Raw genomic sequence first — 17,834 nt, 5'->3', positions numbered from 1 at the left:
GATGAAGGTTGATGGTGGGGATGATGATGAGGGGGAAGAGGGTTAACGCTTAAGGGTTGTCGTGTACTCAGGATCGATCCCCCTCACCCCAGCCCTCTCCCCCAAGGGGGAGAGGGGGAAGGGAGCAATCTCGGGTGGTTTCGAGGCCTGAGTTCGGCTCGGTATCTCAGGTCGGCGTAACTTGACCGGGCACCTCGGTCAGTCCCCTCTCCCTCTGGGAGAGGGTCAGGGTGAGGGCCACCGTGCACCGCATCAATGCACAATGACCCGCGATCGCGCACAGCCGTATCGCCACAATCACTCCTGAAAAAACTGAAAAACCCTTTATTCAAAAACGCGAAAGCCCCGAGTCCCGGAGCTTTCGCGTTCGCAAAGCGTTTTTTGTTTCAGCAAATTTAAACCTGGCACGCACCCTGCAATACCTATCTCAGGTGATTCGTTTCACCACCCGTTTCGGGGACCTTGGTACAGGCAGGCCGGGGATTCCCCTCTTTACATCGGGCTCAGACCGCAACGGATGAGTCCACCCTTTTGGGATCCTTGGTACAGGCAGGCCGGGGGTTCCCTCTTTACACCGGGCCGACGCTGAACGCGACGCCCATGCTTTTGGGAACCCTGATACAGGCAGGTCAGGGATTCCCGCTTTTACACTGCAATGCGCTCGGCCCCTATTCGAACTTGGGGCGCTTGGGCAGAGGGTGCAGCGGTTGATTCTGTCGCCCTGCGTCATAGCTGCGGATTTCATTCTCCAGCCGGTCCAGCATCCTCCCGGGACTCGTTTCCGTATGAAGAATGGCGTCGAGCCTGGCCCGCTCGGTGACGTCGGCCCTGTCATACATTTCCAGAAACCACCACACGCGCCGCTGCAGCAGCGGGCGTTCGACGTGAAACTCGGGCGTTCGACTCAGCCGACGAAGAATGCCGGTCACTGCCAGTGGCATTGCGGCGTTATGCCTGTCCCACAGCGCTTGTTTTTCCGCTATCTGGTCCTGTGGCACGTTGCGTAGCCAGAGATCGGCAGACCCATCGCTGCTTTCCTGCCCAAGCCAGATATCGGTGCCTGTCTCGGCACGTGCTCGTATCAACCGCCGTAGCGAGGCCGGGTCCGTGATCGGATTGCCGATGAGATTGAAGCCCGCTCTGAGCTCCACGGATTCGGGAATCGACCTGATGTGATTGTCCGCAAGATTCAGTTCTCTTGCGGGAATCCTGTCGGTAATGCCCTCGGGAAATCTTTGCAATCGTGTATTGGAAAGATCCAGCTCCTGCAGTGCGGTCATGTTTTCGAGTGAAAGGCTGTCCGCAAGCGGATTGCCCCCCAGTCTCAACACTTCAAGCTTCGACGCCACGTCGATGGCCTCAAGACCGGAAGGCAGCAGGTGTATTCCGGTGCGGCTCAGATCCAGCACTCGCAGTTCAGTCATCCCTCTGAGGTCAGCTGCCACTTGCAAAAAGGTGACTTGCTCCTGATGCCGCAATTGCATGTCGAGGCTATTCACCGGGGCCTCGAATGTATTGCAAAGCCATAGCTCATGTAGCCTGGCAAGGCCTCGTACGGAAAAGTCAGACGTCAATTCACAGTCCTGCAAGTGCAGCCTTTGCAGACGCGGGAATCTTTTCAATTGCTCGGCAAAGCGCGAATCCAGACTGAATTTTGAATGCACCCAATTAATCACGTCCCATCCTTGAAACCGGCCTTGCACTGCGATTTCCTGACTGGTAATCGTCAGGCTTTCAAGGTTGGGAAATTGTGCGCAAAACACGTCCGGATCCAGCCGGCCACGGCCTCTTAAAGTCAGAGAAACCACTGAGCCGAACTTCAAGGAAAGCGGCTTTGCAACTGGCCAAATCGTCAGATCGATTTCCAGCTTGAAGCCCACGAGCCGCCCATCACGGTAGACGCGCTGCTCGGGCTGGCCCTGCCATCGGTACAACTGGCGAAACGTCGCCCACATATTTCGCGCCTCATGAAACTCGTTGTCCGATGAAATGGAACCTCGACTGATCGGCAGGTCAAAATCCGTCGAGTCCAATAGCGCAAGCCCAAGCTGGATATGCTTGAGCTCAAGCTCTGCCACGTCCTTGTCATCAAACCGGGCGATGAAGGCATCCGCGTCCTCGTCGGTCGCGTCGGGAAGGTAGGTGCGGATCTGTTCCCGGGTAGTTGGCTCCGCGACTTCACGCGCATACCAGAGTCCGCTGCCCACATCGCGCAGCATCACCGGGCCGGAAGGGAGCAACTCGCTTGGCCGCCGGGCTCGGTACAAACCCGTCGCAGGATCCACGGCGACAGGCACCAGGTCACCGTTGGCCAGGTCTGCGTAGGTTCGCCGACTGATCACCCGCAAACCTTCGCTGTTGACCTGTGGAAGTATCGCTCGGGCGTTGGTGACGTAATTGTCCAGCGAAGGCTGGGTGGCGGTCGGGCCAATACCCTCCGCGATTGCGCGAACTACAACGGCCGCGGCGGGGGGCACGGCATCCAGGGTGGCGTCGGTGGATGATCCGGCGCGCGGCAGCAAATGGTGCTGAGCAATATCCACATCGACGCCTGTGCGACCCAAGTGGCCGGGAAGCGAAGTGTCCACGTCCGCAGCCCGATGCGGGCTGCCCGAGGCGTCCACGTGGGTACCGCCACCGCGAGGGGGTTTGACTGGCATATTTTCATCCTTGAAAAAGACGCCCCCTGCATTCCTGCAAGGGGACGACGGGTTTCGGCATCCTGCCGTTTGAAGGGGCGAACGATAACGTGCATGAGCACGTGCTGGAGATGGGAAAGGAAGACGGTCGCAGTGGGAAACGACCTCAAAAAGTGTGGGAGCGCGCCCCAGTGATGAAGAAGTGCCGCTAGGGCTCGCTCAAACGGATCTCCAGTCGCCAGCGATCATCGACCTCGCTGCCGACCCAGTCGCCCCGCAACGGACGCGCTGCCAGCACCGTCAGCAACAATCCGCCATCACTCTTGCGCGTGCGCCAGTTGACGTCCTTGCCGTTGAGCCTGAGCTGGCCTTTCTGCGGTCGACCTTCGGCCTGAAACAGCAGCGCGACGGTGCCGTCGATGATCTCGCCGTGCAGCTTCGGCTCATTGTTGAACCACACCACCAGGCCGCCATCGGTAACCTCGACCTGCTCCAGCACGCTCGGATCCGGCGTAGTCAGCCGGCCGATCATCAAGCCGATCATCAAGCCGACAATCGCCAGCGAGCCGATGACGCGCGGGAATAGTTTCGAACGGTTGTCCACAGGCGGCGTAGAATGCCGCTCATCTTTACCTTCGGAGCCGTGCATGTTTCACGTCATCCTTTTTCAACCAGAAATTCCGCCGAACACCGGCAACGTTATCAGGCTGTGCGCCAACAGCGGCTGCCACCTGCATTTGATCGAACCACTGGGTTTCGAGATGGACGACAAGCGCCTGCGCCGCGCCGGTCTCGACTACCACGAATATGCCACGTTGCAGCGTCACGCTAACCTGGCCAGTTGTCTGGAAAGCCTGGGCAACCCGCGCGTGTTCGCCTTCACCACCAAGGGTTCACGGCCGTTCCATGATGCCGCGTTCGTGCCCGGCGACGCGTTTCTGTTCGGCCCGGAAAGCCGTGGCCTGCCAGCGGACGTGCTCGACGCCCTGCCCGCCGAACAGCGCCTGCGCCTGCCGATGCGCGAAGGCTGCCGCAGCCTGAACCTGTCCAACACCGTGGCGGTCGCCGTGTACGAAGCGTGGCGGCAGAACGACTTCAAGTAACGCCGCAAAACAAATGTGGGAGCGAGCCTGCTCGCGATTACGGAGTGTCAGTCAACATTGATGTGTCTGACAGACCGCTTTCGCGAGCAGGCTCGCTCCCACATGGGTGAGGCTGAATCGTTATTGAACGGTCGGGGTCTCGCCGCTTTCCTGCATGCGCTGCAGCTCTTGCGCGTACAGGGCATCGAAGTTCACCGGGGCCAGCATCAGCGCCGGGAACGAGCCACGGGTAACCAGGCTGTCCAGGGTTTCGCGGGCGTACGGGAACAGGATGTTCGGGCAGAACGCACCCAAGGTGTGGCTCATCGAAGCCGCGTCCAGATTCTTGATCAGGAAGATACCGGCCTGTTGCACTTCAGCGATGAAGGCCACTTCTTCACCGTTTTTCACGGTAACGGACAGGGTCAGCACCACTTCGTAGAAATCGCCTTCCAGCGCTTTCTGGCGAGTGTTCAGATCCAGACCGACCGCCGGATCCCACTGCTGGCGGAAGATCGCCGGGCTTTTCGGGGCTTCGAAGGACAGGTCGCGTACGTAGATGCGCTGCAAGGAAAATTGCGGTGCGGTTTCTTCTTCGCTGGCTGCAGTGTTCTGTTGGTCAGTCATCTCAGATCCTTATCGATCTTGGGTCTTTTAGGGAGTGCTGTACGTGGGTGCAGCCGTTCAGCCCTTGAGCAGCGCGTCGAGTTTGCCGGCGCGTTCCAGGGCGTATAAATCATCGCAACCGCCGATGTGCTTTGCGCCGATCCAGATCTGCGGCACGGACGTGCGCCCGGCCTTTTTGGTCATTTCGGCACGCAGCTGCGGCTTGCCATCGACCTTGATCTCTTCGAAGGCCACGCCTTTGCTGGCGAGCAGATGCTTGGCGCGCGAGCAGTAAGGGCAGTAATCGCTGGAGTAGACGATGACTTCGCTCATGTCATTTCACCAGCGGCAGGTTGTCGCCTTTCCAGCTGGAAATCCCGCCGGACAGCTTGGCGGCGGTGAAGCCGGACTTCATCAGCTCACGGGCGTGAGTACCGGCGGTCTGACCGAGGGCGTCGACCAGAATGATGGTCTTGGCCTTGTGTTTCTCCAGCTCGCCGACGCGGGCAGCCAGTTTGTCTTGCGGGATGTTCACCGCGCCGACGATGTGGCCAGCGGCATAATCCTTGGCCGGACGGATGTCCACCACCACGCCTGCGTCTTTATTGACCAGTGCGGTCAGCTCCCCTGTGCTCAGGCTCTTGCCGCCGCCCTGCATCGTGTGCGCCAGCAACAGAGCCAGAAGTACGACGAAGATACCGACAAGAATGTAGTGGTTAGTGGCAAATTCAATCAGGTGAGCAACCATCGAAGGAGGTTCCAGGGCGTTAAAATGTCGGCCAGTATACACAGCCACTATGGTCGGCCAAACCCCGTCCGGCGGTGACGCGGTCGGAACTTCGCTTTAAACTCCAACTCCGTTTTCCATCGCCCTCTTCTTTATCAGCCACGAGTGGATTCCATGACGACTACGCCCAAACCTTTGGTCCTGATGATTCTCGACGGCTTCGGTCACAGCGACAGCCCCGAATCCAATGCCGTGTTCGCGGCGAAGAAACCTGTACTGGATCGTCTGTGGGCCACGGTGCCGAACGGCTTGATTTCGGGCAGCGGCATGGACGTCGGCCTGCCGGACGGCCAGATGGGCAACTCCGAAGTCGGCCACATGAACCTCGGCGCCGGGCGCGTGGTGTATCAGGACTTCACCCGCGTGACCAAAGCGATCCGCGACGGCGAATTCTTCGAAAACCCGACCATCTGCGCCGCTGTCGATAAAGCCGTGGCCGCCGGCAAAGCCGTGCACTTCATGGGCCTGCTGTCCGATGGCGGCGTGCACAGCCACCAGGATCACCTGATCGCCATGGCCGAACTGGCCTTCAAGCGCGGCGCCGAAAAAATCTACCTGCACGCCTTTCTCGACGGCCGCGACACGCCGCCGAAAAGCGCCGCTTCGTCGATCGAACTGCTCGACGCGACTTTCCAGGCCTTGGGCAAAGGCCGGATCGCCAGCATCATCGGCCGCTATTTCGCCATGGACCGTGACAACCGTTGGGATCGCGTCGCCCAGGCCTACAACCTGATCGTCGACGGCAACGGCGAATTCAACGCCGCCACCGCTCAGGAAGGTCTCGAAGCCGCCTACGCCCGTGGCGAAAGCGACGAATTCGTCAAAGCCACTTCCATCGGTGAGCCGGTGAAAGTTGAAGACGGCGACGCCGTGGTGTTCATGAACTTCCGCGCCGACCGCGCCCGCGAGCTGACCCGCGTGTTCGTCGAAGACGATTTCAAGGAATTCGCGCGCGCCCGCCAGCCAAAACTGGCCGGTTTCGTCATGCTGACCCAGTACGCCGCAAGCATTCCGGCACCGTCGGCCTTCGCCGCCGGCAGCCTGGAAAACGTTCTCGGTGATTACCTGGCGAAAAACGGCAAGACCCAGCTGCGCATCGCTGAAACCGAAAAATACGCCCACGTGACCTTCTTCTTTTCCGGCGGTCGTGAAGAACCGTTCCCGGGCGAAGAGCGCATCCTGATCCCGTCGCCAAAAGTCGCGACTTATGACTTGCAGCCGGAAATGAGCGCCCCGGAAGTCACTGACCGTATCGTCGACGCCATCGAAAACCAGCGCTACGACGTGATCGTGGTCAACTACGCCAACGGCGACATGGTCGGCCACAGCGGCGTGTTCGACGCGGCGGTCAAAGCGGTCGAGTGCCTGGACACCTGCGTCGGTCGCATCGTTGAAGCGCTGGAAAAAGTCGACGGCGAAGCCTTGATCACTGCCGACCACGGCAACGTCGAAAAAATGGCCGATGAAGAAACCCACCAAGCGCATACCGCGCATACCACCGAGCCGGTGCCGTTCATTTATGTCGGCAAGCGTGACCTCAAGGTCCGTGAAGGCGGCGTACTGGCGGACGTGGCACCGACCATGCTGAAGCTGCTGGGTCTGGAAAAACCGGCGGAGATGACCGGTACCTCGATCCTGGTGTAAACCACACCTAACCTTGTGGGAGCGAGCCTGCTCGCGAATACGGTGGATCAGTCGACAGCGATGTCGCCTGACACACTGCTTTCGCGAGCAGGCTCGCTCCCACATTGGTTTTGGGGTGTTTTTCAGGCCAGTTATCACACAGCCCCAATTGGGCGTTTTTTTTGCAGCCTTGGGCGGGCATACTAGGCCGTCCTCTACCCTGGTGCCGCCCGCCCCTATGCTTCGCGTCCTGATCGCCCTTGCTCTGACCTGTCTGCTCCAGCCGGCCTTCGCCGACGAGCGCGCGCAAACCCAACAGCAGTTGGAGGCCACGCGTCAGGATATCGCCGAGCTGAAAAAACTCCTGGGCAAGCTGCAGGAAGAAAAGTCCGGCGTGCAAAAAGAGCTCAAGGGCACTGAAACCGAGATGGGCAAGCTGCAGAAGCAGGTCGACGCGCTGCAGAAAGAACTGCAGAAAAGCGAATCCGAGCTACAGCGGCTCGATGCAGAGAAAAAAAAACTCCAGAGCGCGCGCACTGAACAGCAGCGACTGATCGCCATCCAGGCCCGAGCGGCGTACCAGAACGGCCGCCAGGAATACCTCAAGCTGCTGCTCAATCAGCAGAACCCCGAGAAGTTCGCCCGCACCCTCACCTATTACGACTACCTGAGCCAGGCACGCCTGGAGCAGTTGAAGAACTTCAACGAAACCCTGCGCCAGCTGGCCAATGTCGAAAAAGACATCGGCCTGCAGCAAGCGCAGTTGCTGGTGCAGAAAAGCGACCTCGACACGCAGCGCGAAGCACTCGAGAAAGTCCGCAAGGAACGCCAGCAGGTCCTTGCCAAACTCAATGACGACGTCAAGGCCCGCGACCAGAAACTCGCCGCCCGCGAGCAGGATCAGGCAGACCTGTCTAAAGTCCTTAAAACCATTGAAGAAACCCTGGCCCGTCAGGCTCGTGAGGCAGAAGAAGCGCGGCAGAAAGCGCTGATCGCCCAGCAGGAAGCGGAAAAAAAGCGTTTGCGTGAGGCGCAGGCTGATAACAGCGACGCCCCACGAAAACCCGCCAGATCAAGCCCCGGCGCGCTGGTATCGAGCAGCGGCGAAACCTTTGGCGGGCCATTTGCTGCGACCCGGGGAAAACTTCCGTGGCCGGTTGATGGTCGATTACTCGCACGCTTCGGTGAAAGCCGTGGCGACGACGCCCGCACCAAGTGGGATGGCGTGATGATCAGCGCTTCCGCCGGCAGCCAGGTGCACGCCGTACACGGCGGGCGCGTGGTGTTCGCCGATTGGCTGCGCGGTGCCGGTTTGCTGGTGATTCTCGATCACGGCAACGGTTTTCTGAGTCTTTACGGCCACAACCAGACGCTGCTCAAGTCGGCGGGTGATGTGGTCAAGGCTGGCGAGTCGATTTCCACTGTCGGTAACAGTGGCGGTCAGGACACGCCAGCGCTGTATTTCGCAATTCGTCAGCAGGGTCACCCGAGTGATCCGGCGCAATGGTGTCGTGCGCAAGGATAAGCGCACCATCTAATTCAGGAGTTCGTTCGACATGCTGCATTTGTCCCGCCTTACCTCGCTGGCCCTGACGATCGCCCTGGTGATCGGCGCGCCTCTGGCGTTCGCCGCGCAACCGGCCCCGACCGTCGCTCCGGCAGGCACTGCCGCGACCGCCAAGGCGCCGTTGCCGCTGGAAGAGCTGCGCACCTTCGCCGAGGTCATGGACCGGATCAAAGCCGCGTACGTCGAGCCTGTGGACGACAAGACTCTGCTGGAAAACGCGATCAAGGGCATGCTCAGCAACCTCGATCCGCATTCGGCCTACCTTGGCCCGGAAGATTTCACCGAGCTGCAGGAAAGCACCAGCGGTGAATTCGGCGGCCTGGGCATCGAAGTCGGCGCCGAGGACGGCTTCATCAAGGTTGTCTCGCCGATCGACGACACCCCGGCGTCGAAGGCCGGCATTCAGGCTGGCGACTTCATCGTCAAGATCAACGGCCAGCCAACCCGCGGCCAGACCATGACCGAAGCCGTCGACAAGATGCGCGGCAAGATCGGCCAGAAAATCACCCTGACCCTGGTTCGCGATGGCGGCACGCCGTTCGATGTGACCCTGGCCCGTGCAGTGATTCAGGTGAAAAGCGTCAAGGCGCAACTGCTGGAATCGGGCTACGGCTACATCCGCATCACCCAGTTCCAGGTCAAGACCGGCGAAGAAGTCTCCAAGGCTCTGGCCAAACTGCGCAAGGACAACGGCAAGAAGCTCAACGGCATCATTCTCGACCTGCGCAACAACCCGGGCGGCGTACTGCAATCGGCAGTGGAAGTGGTCGACCACTTCATCACCAAAGGCCTGATCGTCTACACCAAGGGCCGCATCGCCAACTCCGAATTGCGCTTCTCCGCCACCGGCAAGGACGAAAGCGAAGCGGTACCGATGGTCGTGCTGATCAACGGTGGCAGTGCCTCGGCTTCGGAAATCGTCGCCGGCGCCCTGCAGGACCAGAAGCGTGCCGTGGTCATGGGCACCACCAGTTTCGGCAAGGGCTCGGTGCAGACCGTGCTGCCGCTGAACAACGACCGCGCGCTGAAGATCACCACCGCGCTGTACTTCACGCCGAACGGCCGCTCGATCCAGGCTCAGGGCATCGTGCCGGACATCGAAGTGCGCCGCGCGAAGATCACCAACGAAGCCGACAGCGAATACTTCAAGGAAGCCGATCTGCAAGGTCATTTGGGCAACGGCAACGGCGGCGCCGACAAACCGAGCGGTTCCGGCGGCAAGGCCAAAGCGATGCCGCAGGATGACGATTACCAGCTGGCCCAGGCCCTGAGCCTGCTCAAAGGCCTGAGCATCACCTCCGGCCGCTGAGGATGTTGCTCCGCGCACTCTGCGTCCTGTTGTGCTGTCTGGCGGGCTTTGCCCAAGCAGAGTCCGCCATCTCTTCCCCGCACAAGGCCTACCTGACATTGATCATCGATGACCTGGGGCAGAACCTGCCCCGGGATCGTCGCGTGCTCGCCCTGCCCGGCCCGGTCACGGCGGCGATCATGCCCGACACCCCCCACGCCAGCGAATTTGCCCGCGAAGCCCATCGCGCCGGCAAGATCGTCATCCTGCACATGCCCATGGATCCGGCCACCGGGCCGTACGCCTGGCACCCCGAACTGCCCATCGAAGAGCTGCAGAAACGCCTGAATGCCGCGTTTGAAAAAGTCCCGTTCACCGCCGGCATCAACAATCACATGGGCAGCCGCATGACCGCGCAGCCTGCGGCGATGGCGTGGTTGATGGGCGAATTGCAGCGTCGGCACAAGTTCTTCGTCGACAGCCGCACCAGCGCTCAAACGGTCGCTGCGCAGCAGGCGCAGAAAATCGATCTGGCCAGCGTTTCCAGAGACGTGTTTCTCGATGATGAGCGCACCGAAGCGGCCATTGCCACTCAGTTGCAGACCGCGATCACCCTGGCGCACAAACAGGGCTCAGCGGTGATGATCGGCCATCCGTATCCGCAGACCCTGGCGGTGCTGGAGCGCGAATTACCCAAGCTCAAAGCGCAAGGCATCGACTGGATCGATATCCGGCAGATGATCAGCGTGCGCAGCAACCGGGCCATGGCCGGGCATGGCAAGGACGGCGTTTATAGGTAAAACCCTGTGACGCTGGCACATACATAGTTACCACCCGATAACCGTCCCCGTTTCCGATAGTGCGACCTGCAACAGGTCGCGACGCCCTCGCGTCGCTTTCAACTATCAGGAATCATCATGATTATCGAAGACAATATCGCAGCGCTGCCACGGCAAATGGAACCGATCATCCAGGACAACCTGCTGATCAACTTCACCACGGAATTCAATCGGGTCTGGAGCAGCAACGGCTCGAAAGCGAAACCCGCCACCTTCTGGCGCCCTGCCCCCGCTCCGGATGCACTGCCGGGCTATTTCCCGCTGGGCGATATGCTGATCCCCGGCGATGCCAATATCAACGGCGAAGTAGTCGCGGCCGTGGTCTGCGAGAGGGATTTGAAAGGAGTCGAAAACGCCAGAGGCAAGGCACTGGCGCGTCCTGTCGATTTTGAACTGGTCTGGAAAGAAACCGGGGCGCCCAATGTTGCGCGCCTGTCGATCTGGCGCCCTTTGGCACCTGTCGGTTACGTCGCCTTGGGCCAAGTCTGCACCACCGATCATTGCAAACCTTCGCTCAACTCAGTGCGTTGCGTCAGGGTCGACCTCGTCGTCGCGGCGAACCTCGGCGAGTTGATCTGGAATGACAAAGGTAGCGGCGCCAAAATGAGTTTCAGTGCCTACACCATCGAACCGCCGACTGCGGCAGCAGGCGAAATCCTGTTTGCAGCGGGCACATTCGCCGGCATTCAGGGCTACAGCAAGCCTGCGGCACCTTCATCGGCGTACGCGTTGCGCATGCAGATCCCTGTGCAACTGAGCGAACCACCGCAGGTTCCGGTTCTCGGTGGATATGCCAAGCCAGCCGAAAGCGAACCCGCCACAGTCACACATGTTGCCCGCCTGCCCTGGTTCGCGGTGCGAGACCATGCGCATCCCGGTGAGCAGTTTCGCAACTCACCTTACTACGCACTCAAGAGGACCGACCAATACGTGCTCATCGGTTATGAGCGCAATGAGGCAGACACATACCGCGCGACAAAATGGACTGCGCCGCGCGCGCAGAGCGCCGTGACGATGCGGATGTTCCATAGCTTCACCGCGATGGAAATTGTAAAAGCCTGGCCATCCGCGCCTCTGAGCGACATCCGCATGACCAGATTCTCGGCTTGCCTGCCGAAGGCCCTGACCCACACTGAAGCGTCTTCCAACGGCTGGCACGAGCTGCGACCGCAGATCGTGATTGCCATGGTGCCAAAACAATCAGCCGTAGCGGTCTATCAGATGCAAAGCCATTACGAACTGGTGAGGGAAGACGGTACTCAAGTGGCGGTCGATTTCGGCTATACCGACGACTCCAGCGTTCTGCTGACGCAATACCCGCCGCAATCCATCGAGTCAGTCAGTTCGTGCCCATCGCTGACGTCGGATATCCCCGCTGAGACAGGCATCGACAGCACCAACGTAGAAGCGCTGCCATCGCCTGATCTGGATGTGGTCACAGATAGCGCGCCATGATTTCATCGACCACGCCTTCTTTGCGCAGTTGATCCAGCGCGGTCTGAAGCTTGTTGACCACCTCATCGGAAACATCCTTGTTCAGCGCCAGGTACAACTCGGCGCTGTTGAAGCGCAGCACGGTCTTCAGACCGGTCACGCCATCCTGCCGTGCCAGATAACGGCCGGCAGGATCACCCGTGGCCCACAGATCGATCTGGCCATTGAGCAGCTTTTTAGCGTTGTCCTGATCGCGCAGCACCACCACCGGTTTGAGGCCTTGCTTGGTGAGTGTCTCGGCAATCGCGTCACCCTTGTAGGCGCCGATCTTGTATTTGCGCGCGTCGTTGAGGGTGTCGAGGGTGATCTTGCTGTCAGCCTTGGCCAGCAGAATCCAGTCATCCGGGCCGATCGGGCCGACCCATTTGAACAGTCTTTCGCGATCGGGCAGGCGCGCCATGACGAAGGCCCCGTAACCGGGATTTTCCAGGGCGAGCTTGTAGACACGTTCCCAGGGGAAACGCAGGGTCAGGCTGTAAGTGAGGCCGGCGCGCTGGAACATCTCGCGAACGATGTCCGTGGCAATACCGTTGATGTTGTCGCCCTGGGCGAAGTTCTTGCCGTTCTTCGCCATGTTGTACGGCGGGAAGTTCTCGGTGAGCAGCACCAGATCGGTGTCGGGACTGGTTTCGGCCCGGGCATTGCTGATGAACAACAACGAGGCGCTGGCGAGAACAACAAGCAGGCGTTTGATCATGTCGGGCTACCGGAATCCATGGCGTGCCCAAGAGTGCCTTGGGCGCGCCATGCTGTCCACTGGCCTGTACGCTTTAGCGCATGACGATGCCGCGATGCGACATGTAGGCCTTGGCTTCCTGCACGGTGTATTCGCCGAAGTGGAAAATACTTGCCGCCAGCACCGCACTGGCATGGCCTTCGAGAATGCCGTCGGCCAGATGCTGCAAATTGCCGACGCCACCGGAAGCGATCACCGGAATGCCCAGCGCGTCGCTGATGGCGCGGGTCACGCCGAGGTCGAAGCCGTTTTTCATGCCGTCCTGATCCATGCTGGTCAGGAGGATTTCGCCAGCACCGAGGCCTTCCATTTTCTTCGCCCACTCGACCGCGTCGAGGCCGGTCGGCTTGCGCCCGCCGTGGGTGAAGATTTCCCAGCGCGGGGTTTCGCCGGGGCCGGAGACTTTCTTGGCGTCGATAGCGACGACGATGCACTGCGAGCCGAAATGCTGCGCGGCTTCGCCTACGAATTCCGGGTTGAACACGGCAGCAGTGTTGATCGACACCTTGTCCGCGCCGGCATTGAGCAGGTTGCGGATGTCCTGCACGGTACGCACGCCACCGCCGACGGTCAGCGGAATGAACACCTGGCTGGCCATGCGCTCGACGGTATGCAGCGTAGTGTCACGACCATCGACGCTGGCGGTGATGTCGAGGAAGGTAATCTCGTCGGCGCCCTGCTCGTCGTAGCGACGGGCGATTTCCACCGGGTCACCGGCGTCGCGGATGTTCTCGAACTTCACACCTTTGACGACCCGGCCGTTGTCCACGTCCAGGCAAGGGATGATGCGTTTGGCCAATGCCATAAGACTTAATCTCCGATTAAGAAGCTTCAAGCTTCAAGCTGCAAGAAAGGGCGGATTGCGGTCGCGCTTCTAACTTGCAGCTCGCAGCTTGCAACTTGAAGCTGCTTTTATCTGGCCGCGTAGCCATCACAAAAAGCTTGAGCCTCTGCAACATCCAAAGTGCCCTCATAGATCGCGCGGCCCGTGATCGCGCCGATGATGCCCGGTGCCTTGGCGTCGAGCAGCGACTTGATGTCACCCAGGTTATGGATGCCGCCGGAAGCGATCACCGGAATCCTGGTGGCAGCGGCCAGCGCAGCGGTGAACGGTACGTTGCAGCCCTGCATCATGCCGTCTTTGGCAATGTCGGTATAAACGATCGAGGACACGCCGTCGGCTTCGAACTGCTTGGCCAGGTCAATGACCTGCACGGTGCTGATCTCAGCCCAGCCGTCGGTGGCGACGAAACCGTCTTTCGCATCCAGACCGACAATGATCTTGCCCGGAAACGCACGGCAGGCTTCAGCAACGAACGCCGGATCTTTCACGGCTTTGGTGCCGATGATCACGTAGCTCACGCCAGCCTTGACGTAATGCTCGATGGTTTCCAGCGAACGGATACCGCCGCCAATCTGGATCGGCAGGGTCGGGTAACGCTTGGCGATTGCGGTAACCACTTCGCCGTTGACCGGCTGACCTTCAAACGCGCCGTTCAGGTCGACCAGATGCAGACGACGGCAACCGCCCTCCACCCACTTGGCAGCCATGCTCACCGGGTCATCGGAGAACACCGTGGAATCTTCCATGCGGCCCTGGCGCAGACGTACGCAGGCACCGTCTTTGAGATCGATAGCGGGAATAATCAGCATCTGGCAAACCTTAAAATTGGAATGTTCAGCTTGGCTCGGGAATCAGTTTTTCTCGAGCGCCCACAGGTCGCTTTCGATGCTTTCAAACCGCTCCTTGAGGTGGGTCTGCACATCGAAAATCGCCCTGTTGTAATAGTGCGGAGCAATCTCGCGGGTAAACAGCTCAAGAATTTCCGCCGCCTCGAACGAACCCAGATCCAGTTCGAAACGGTCTTCCATGAACCGCTGAATCTTGCGACTGGCCTCGCTCTCCTGCTCGGGAGTGAGGGTCAGAATCGGCGGTTTGGATTTCTTGACAGCCATTTACCAGCGACCGTCCCACGCAGCGAAGTTCTGCAACAGTTGCAGGCCGTGGGTATGGCTTTTCTCCGGGTGGAACTGCACGGCGAAACGCGAACCGTCGGCCAGCGCTGCGGCGAAATCGACACCGTAATGACCGCTGCCTACCACCTGCCGCGCATTGGCGGCGGCGATGTAGTAGCTGTGCACGAAGTAGAAACGCGCCAGATCCGGGATGTCATGCCACAACGGGTGACTGATGTTCTGCTTCACCTCGTTCCAGCCCATGTGCGGGACCTTCAGGTGCTCGCCGTCTTCGTGCAGATCCTTGCCGAAGAATTTCACCGCGCCCGGAAACAGGCCGATGCAGTCGACGCCGGCGTTCTCTTCGCTGGTATCGAGCAGGGCTTGCATGCCGACACAGATTCCGAGGAACGGCCGATCCTGGCTGACCTCACGGACCAGCGAATCGAAGCCGAGGCGACGGATCTCCGCCATGCAATCGCGAATCGCGCCAACGCCCGGGAATACCACGCGGTCGGCTTCGCGAATCACGTTCGCATCGCTGGTGATCAGCACCTTGCCGGCGCCGACGTGCTCAAGAGCCTTGGCCACCGAGTGCAGATTGCCCATGCCGTAGTCGATAACTGCAACCGTCTGCATTACAGAACGCCTTTGGTCGACGGCATCTGCCCGGCCATGCGCTCGTCCAGCTCGACGGCCATGCGCAGCGCACGGCCGAAAGCCTTGAACACGGTTTCGATCTGGTGGTGGGTGTTGGTGCCGCGCAGGTTGTCAATGTGCACGCTGACCAGCGCGTGGTTGACGAAGCCCTGGAAAAACTCCTGGAACAGGTCAACGTCGAAACCGCCGACGGTAGCGCGGGTGTACGGCACGTGCATCTGCAGGCCCGGGCGACCGGAGAAATCGATCACCACGCGCGACAGCGCTTCATCGAGCGGCACGTAGGCATGGCCGTAGCGACGGATGCCTTTTTTGTCGCCGATGGCTTTGGCAAACGCCTGGCCGAGGGTGATACCGACGTCTTCCACCGTATGGTGGTCGTCGATATGCAGATCGCCCTTGCATTCGATATCCAGGTCGATCAACCCGTGACGGGCGATCTGATCCAGCATGTGCTCAAGAAAAGGTACACCGATATCGAATCGGGCCTTTCCGGTGCCATCAAGGTTGATCGAGGCTTTGATCTGGGTTTCCAGAGTGTCGCGCTCGACAGACGCCTTACGTTCGGCCATCACCAGCTCCGCAAAATCATTGGGCGAAAAAGGCAGCCATTATAGGCACGCAGGAGGCAAACAGAAACACGAGAGGTGAGATGCCTGACGGATAGAACGCCCGGCTGTCGCGGGTAGACATGTCCATACAAGCCAGTACAGGCATGCCATAAACAAATGTGGGAGCGAGCCTGCTCGCGAATGCGGCACCCCAGCCAACATTGATGTTGACTGGTGCTCCGTCTTCGCGAGCAGGCTCGCTCCCACAGGTTCGGTGTTTATTCAGCTAACACCTTAGTGAAACAGTACCGCCGTCTTCTGCAGGGTCACCCACACACCCCACGCCAACGGAATACCCACCACCAGCCACGCCGCGATCGCCAGAGGCTTGGTGCCCGGCGCCGCTTTCCACTCCAGAACGGTGCTGGCATCGGCACCCTTGTCGTGGCCCAGCGCCTGTTCGGCGGCCAGTTCGGCGTCGGTCATGAAGTACTTGTCGGCCACCGGGCGCACCATCAGGTTGCACAGGAAGCCCAGCACCAGCAGGCCGGCGAGGATGTACAGGGTGATGTCGTAAGCGGCAGCGCGTTCCACGCCGATGCTCAACTGATATTCACGCAGGTAGTTGACCAGCACCGGACCGAGCACGCCGGCAGCAGCCCAGGCAGTCAGCAGACGACCGTGGATCGCACCGACCATCTGTGTACCGAACAGGTCGGCCAGATACGCCGGAACGGTGGCAAAACCACCGCCGTACATCGACAGGATGATGCAGAACGCCGCCACGAACAGCGCAACGTTGCCCAGATGGCCCATGTTCGGAATCAGCGCGTACAGGGCAAAACCCAGCGCGAAGAACACGAAGTAAGTGTTCTTGCGGCCCAGGTAGTCGGAGAACGAGGCCCAGAAGAAGCGGCCACCGATGTTGAACAGGCTCAGCAGACCAGTGAAGCCCGCTGCGATCGCCGCGATCGAGGCCAGTTGGCCAGCGTCGAGCTGACCAAACGGAACATCGACGCCCAGCAGTTTGCCGCCGAACACTTCCTGCAACAGTGGCGAAGCCATGCCGAGGATACCGATACCCGCCGACACGTTCAGGCACAGCACCAGCCAGACCAGACGGAATTGCGGAGTTTTCCACGCTACATTCACGTGAACGTGACGGTTGGTGATCATGGCGTTGGACGCTTTCTTCGCCGGAGCGGTCCAGCCTTCAGGTTTCCAGCCGGTTGGCGGCACGCGGTAGGACAGTGCGCCACCGATCATGAACACGAAGTAAATGGCCGCCATGGCCACGAAGCTCTGCCATACGCCCACGCCTTCTGGCGATGCGAAGTGGCTCATCAGTGCAGTCGCCAGTGGTGCACCGACCATCGCGCCGCCACCGAAGCCCATGATCGCCATGCCGGTCGCCATGCCGCGCTTGTCCGGGAACCACTTGATCAGGGTCGACACCGGCGAGATATAGCCCAGGCCCAGACCGATACCGCCGATCACGCCGGAGCCGATCCACATCAGCCAGATCTGGTGGGTATAGATACCCAGCGCGGAAATCAGCAGACCGCCGCACCAGCACAAGGCCGAGACCACGCCCGCTTTACGAGGCCCGGCGTGTTCCAGCCAGCCACCCCAGATCGCTGCCGAGCAGCCGAGGAAGATGAAGAACAGCGTGTAGATCCAGCCGAGCATGGAGATCGGCCAGTCGCAGTTCGACGAAAATACCTGTGCGATGAAGCTCATGTCCGGCGCGCAAGCCACCGGCGCGGTAACGCCGAGTGCCTTGGACAGCGGCAACCAGAACACCGAGAAGCCGTAGGCCATGCCGATGCACAGGTGAATGGCCAAAGCGGCCGGTGGAACCAGCCAGCGGTTGAAACCGGGCTTGGCGATGATGCGTTCCTTGGACAGGAACGCAGGCTGGTCGGCTCTGAGGCCGTCCGCCGTGATGCTCGTGCTCATTGTGTATCCCCCAATTGTTAGTATGGTTCGCCAGCCACTGCTCACCC

18 protein-coding genes are annotated in these 17,834 nt (G+C 60.3%); 6 read left to right on the top strand and 12 right to left on the bottom strand.

What is annotated here, in order from left to right:
* Positions 1–668: 668 nt before the first annotated feature.
* Together V8J63_RS12140 and V8J63_RS12135 are read right to left on the bottom strand one after the other, a co-directional pair.
* Positions 669–2,660 carry a leucine-rich repeat domain-containing protein gene (locus V8J63_RS12140; RefSeq protein WP_336464100.1) on the bottom strand — a complete coding sequence of 664 codons (1,992 nt, stop codon included), beginning with the start codon at positions 2,658–2,660 and terminating at the stop codon, positions 669–671.
* A gap of 187 nt (positions 2,661–2,847) precedes the next feature.
* On the bottom strand, positions 2,848–3,288 hold the full coding sequence (locus tag V8J63_RS12135) for a hypothetical protein (RefSeq protein WP_024011226.1): 441 nt from the start codon (positions 3,286–3,288) through the stop codon (positions 2,848–2,850).
* On the opposite strand from V8J63_RS12135, the gene V8J63_RS12130 reads away from it, so the two are divergent.
* Positions 3,287–3,742 carry a tRNA (cytidine(34)-2'-O)-methyltransferase gene (locus tag V8J63_RS12130; protein ID WP_122699876.1) on the top strand — a complete coding sequence of 152 codons (456 nt, stop codon included), beginning with the start codon at positions 3,287–3,289 and terminating at the stop codon, positions 3,740–3,742. The two genes, V8J63_RS12135 and V8J63_RS12130, sit on opposite strands and share 2 nt — an antisense overlap.
* Positions 3,743–3,862: 120 nt before the next feature.
* On the opposite strand, the gene secB is transcribed toward V8J63_RS12130, so the two are convergent.
* The 3 genes from secB to V8J63_RS12115 are packed head-to-tail and all read right to left on the bottom strand — an operon-like array spanning position 3,863 to position 5,075.
* The gene (secB, locus tag V8J63_RS12125; RefSeq protein ID WP_016772114.1) at positions 3,863–4,348 is read right to left on the bottom strand and encodes a protein-export chaperone SecB; all 486 of its coding nucleotides are present in this window, start codon (positions 4,346–4,348) and stop codon (positions 3,863–3,865) included.
* Positions 4,349–4,405: 57 nt separating this feature from the next.
* Positions 4,406–4,660 (bottom strand): glutaredoxin 3, encoded by a 255-nt coding sequence (gene grxC / locus V8J63_RS12120; RefSeq protein ID WP_016772115.1) that lies wholly within the window; start codon positions 4,658–4,660, stop codon positions 4,406–4,408.
* A gap of 1 nt (position 4,661) precedes the next feature.
* The gene (locus V8J63_RS12115) at positions 4,662–5,075 is read right to left on the bottom strand and encodes a rhodanese-like domain-containing protein (RefSeq protein WP_016772116.1); all 414 of its coding nucleotides are present in this window, start codon (positions 5,073–5,075) and stop codon (positions 4,662–4,664) included.
* A gap of 153 nt (positions 5,076–5,228) precedes the next feature.
* On the opposite strand from V8J63_RS12115, the gene gpmI reads away from it, so the two are divergent.
* From gpmI to V8J63_RS12090, 5 genes are all read left to right on the top strand, one after another.
* Positions 5,229–6,758 carry a 2,3-bisphosphoglycerate-independent phosphoglycerate mutase gene (gpmI, locus tag V8J63_RS12110; RefSeq protein WP_336464099.1) on the top strand — a complete coding sequence of 510 codons (1,530 nt, stop codon included), beginning with the start codon at positions 5,229–5,231 and terminating at the stop codon, positions 6,756–6,758.
* Positions 6,759–6,975: 217 nt separating this feature from the next.
* Positions 6,976–8,262 carry a murein hydrolase activator EnvC family protein gene (locus V8J63_RS12105; RefSeq protein WP_206421216.1) on the top strand — a complete coding sequence of 429 codons (1,287 nt, stop codon included), beginning with the start codon at positions 6,976–6,978 and terminating at the stop codon, positions 8,260–8,262.
* A gap of 31 nt (positions 8,263–8,293) precedes the next feature.
* Complete coding sequence (locus tag V8J63_RS12100; protein WP_039756590.1) at positions 8,294–9,613, top strand: S41 family peptidase; 1,320 nt, start codon at positions 8,294–8,296, stop codon at positions 9,611–9,613.
* Positions 9,614–9,615: 2 nt separating this feature from the next.
* Positions 9,616–10,392, top strand: a complete 777-nt coding sequence (locus V8J63_RS12095) for a divergent polysaccharide deacetylase family protein (protein ID WP_336464098.1) — start codon at positions 9,616–9,618, stop codon at positions 10,390–10,392.
* A 117-nt stretch (positions 10,393–10,509) separates the two neighbouring features.
* Positions 10,510–11,886 (top strand): Vps62-related protein, encoded by a 1,377-nt coding sequence (locus V8J63_RS12090; RefSeq protein ID WP_336464097.1) that lies wholly within the window; start codon positions 10,510–10,512, stop codon positions 11,884–11,886.
* Here the strand turns inward: V8J63_RS12090 and V8J63_RS12085 are convergent.
* From V8J63_RS12085 to V8J63_RS12055, 7 genes are all read right to left on the bottom strand, one after another.
* Positions 11,867–12,622 carry a substrate-binding periplasmic protein gene (locus tag V8J63_RS12085; protein ID WP_024011222.1) on the bottom strand — a complete coding sequence of 252 codons (756 nt, stop codon included), beginning with the start codon at positions 12,620–12,622 and terminating at the stop codon, positions 11,867–11,869. The genes V8J63_RS12090 and V8J63_RS12085 overlap by 20 nt on opposite strands.
* 73 nt (positions 12,623–12,695) lie before the next feature.
* The gene (hisF, locus tag V8J63_RS12080; protein WP_016772122.1) at positions 12,696–13,466 is read right to left on the bottom strand and encodes an imidazole glycerol phosphate synthase subunit HisF; all 771 of its coding nucleotides are present in this window, start codon (positions 13,464–13,466) and stop codon (positions 12,696–12,698) included.
* A gap of 107 nt (positions 13,467–13,573) precedes the next feature.
* Positions 13,574–14,314, bottom strand: coding sequence for a 1-(5-phosphoribosyl)-5-[(5-phosphoribosylamino)methylideneamino]imidazole-4-carboxamide isomerase (gene hisA, locus V8J63_RS12075; protein WP_039756586.1), 741 nt, complete (start codon positions 14,312–14,314; stop codon positions 13,574–13,576).
* A 42-nt stretch (positions 14,315–14,356) separates the two neighbouring features.
* Entirely contained in the window at positions 14,357–14,617 is a 261-nt protein-coding gene (locus tag V8J63_RS12070; protein WP_016772123.1) for a DUF2164 domain-containing protein, read from the bottom strand.
* Positions 14,618–15,256: an imidazole glycerol phosphate synthase subunit HisH gene (hisH, locus tag V8J63_RS12065; protein WP_016772124.1), complete on the bottom strand. Its 639-nt coding sequence runs from the start codon at positions 15,254–15,256 to the stop codon at positions 14,618–14,620. It abuts the gene before it with no gap.
* A complete protein-coding gene (hisB, locus tag V8J63_RS12060) occupies positions 15,256–15,849 on the bottom strand; it encodes an imidazoleglycerol-phosphate dehydratase HisB (protein ID WP_016772125.1) in 594 nt (197 codons plus the stop codon). The genes hisH and hisB overlap by 1 nt, the downstream gene beginning before the upstream one ends.
* Positions 15,850–16,122: 273 nt before the next feature.
* Positions 16,123–17,787 carry an OFA family MFS transporter gene (locus tag V8J63_RS12055; RefSeq protein WP_024011221.1) on the bottom strand — a complete coding sequence of 555 codons (1,665 nt, stop codon included), beginning with the start codon at positions 17,785–17,787 and terminating at the stop codon, positions 16,123–16,125.
* Positions 17,788–17,834: the final 47 nt, after the last annotated feature.

Origin of the sequence: Pseudomonas sp. CCNWLW23, from assembly GCF_037095675.1 — a bacterium.
Classification (GTDB): domain Bacteria; phylum Pseudomonadota; class Gammaproteobacteria; order Pseudomonadales; family Pseudomonadaceae; genus Aquipseudomonas; species Aquipseudomonas atacamensis.
Note: the sequence above shows the minus strand (reverse complement) of the source record. Positions and strands in the feature narration are given on the sequence as shown.

Bases quoted from the DNA above. Each gene is read 5' to 3' on its own strand.
- V8J63_RS12115 (WP_016772116.1), bottom strand. From the start codon at position 5,075: ATGGTTGCTCACCTGATTGAATTTGCCACTAACCACTACATTCTTGTC.
- V8J63_RS12085 (WP_024011222.1), bottom strand. From the start codon at position 12,622: ATGATCAAACGCCTGCTTGTTGTTCTCGCCAGCGCCTCGTTGTTGTTC.
- V8J63_RS12090 (WP_336464097.1), top strand. From the start codon at position 10,510: ATGATTATCGAAGACAATATCGCAGCGCTGCCACGGCAAATGGAACCG.
- hisA (WP_039756586.1), bottom strand. From the start codon at position 14,314: ATGCTGATTATTCCCGCTATCGATCTCAAAGACGGTGCCTGCGTACGT.
- V8J63_RS12105 (WP_206421216.1), top strand. From the start codon at position 6,976: ATGCTTCGCGTCCTGATCGCCCTTGCTCTGACCTGTCTGCTCCAGCCG.
- V8J63_RS12070 (WP_016772123.1), bottom strand. From the start codon at position 14,617: ATGGCTGTCAAGAAATCCAAACCGCCGATTCTGACCCTCACTCCCGAG.
- V8J63_RS12095 (WP_336464098.1), top strand. From the start codon at position 9,616: ATGTTGCTCCGCGCACTCTGCGTCCTGTTGTGCTGTCTGGCGGGCTTT.
- hisH (WP_016772124.1), bottom strand. From the start codon at position 15,256: ATGCAGACGGTTGCAGTTATCGACTACGGCATGGGCAATCTGCACTCG.
- gpmI (WP_336464099.1), top strand. From the start codon at position 5,229: ATGACGACTACGCCCAAACCTTTGGTCCTGATGATTCTCGACGGCTTC.
- V8J63_RS12055 (WP_024011221.1), bottom strand. From the start codon at position 17,787: ATGAGCACGAGCATCACGGCGGACGGCCTCAGAGCCGACCAGCCTGCG.
- hisF (WP_016772122.1), bottom strand. From the start codon at position 13,466: ATGGCATTGGCCAAACGCATCATCCCTTGCCTGGACGTGGACAACGGC.
- grxC (WP_016772115.1), bottom strand. From the start codon at position 4,660: ATGAGCGAAGTCATCGTCTACTCCAGCGATTACTGCCCTTACTGCTCG.
- secB (WP_016772114.1), bottom strand. From the start codon at position 4,348: ATGACTGACCAACAGAACACTGCAGCCAGCGAAGAAGAAACCGCACCG.
- V8J63_RS12130 (WP_122699876.1), top strand. From the start codon at position 3,287: ATGTTTCACGTCATCCTTTTTCAACCAGAAATTCCGCCGAACACCGGC.
- hisB (WP_016772125.1), bottom strand. From the start codon at position 15,849: ATGGCCGAACGTAAGGCGTCTGTCGAGCGCGACACTCTGGAAACCCAG.
- V8J63_RS12140 (WP_336464100.1), bottom strand. From the start codon at position 2,660: ATGCCAGTCAAACCCCCTCGCGGTGGCGGTACCCACGTGGACGCCTCG.
- V8J63_RS12100 (WP_039756590.1), top strand. From the start codon at position 8,294: ATGCTGCATTTGTCCCGCCTTACCTCGCTGGCCCTGACGATCGCCCTG.
- V8J63_RS12135 (WP_024011226.1), bottom strand. From the start codon at position 3,288: ATGCACGGCTCCGAAGGTAAAGATGAGCGGCATTCTACGCCGCCTGTG.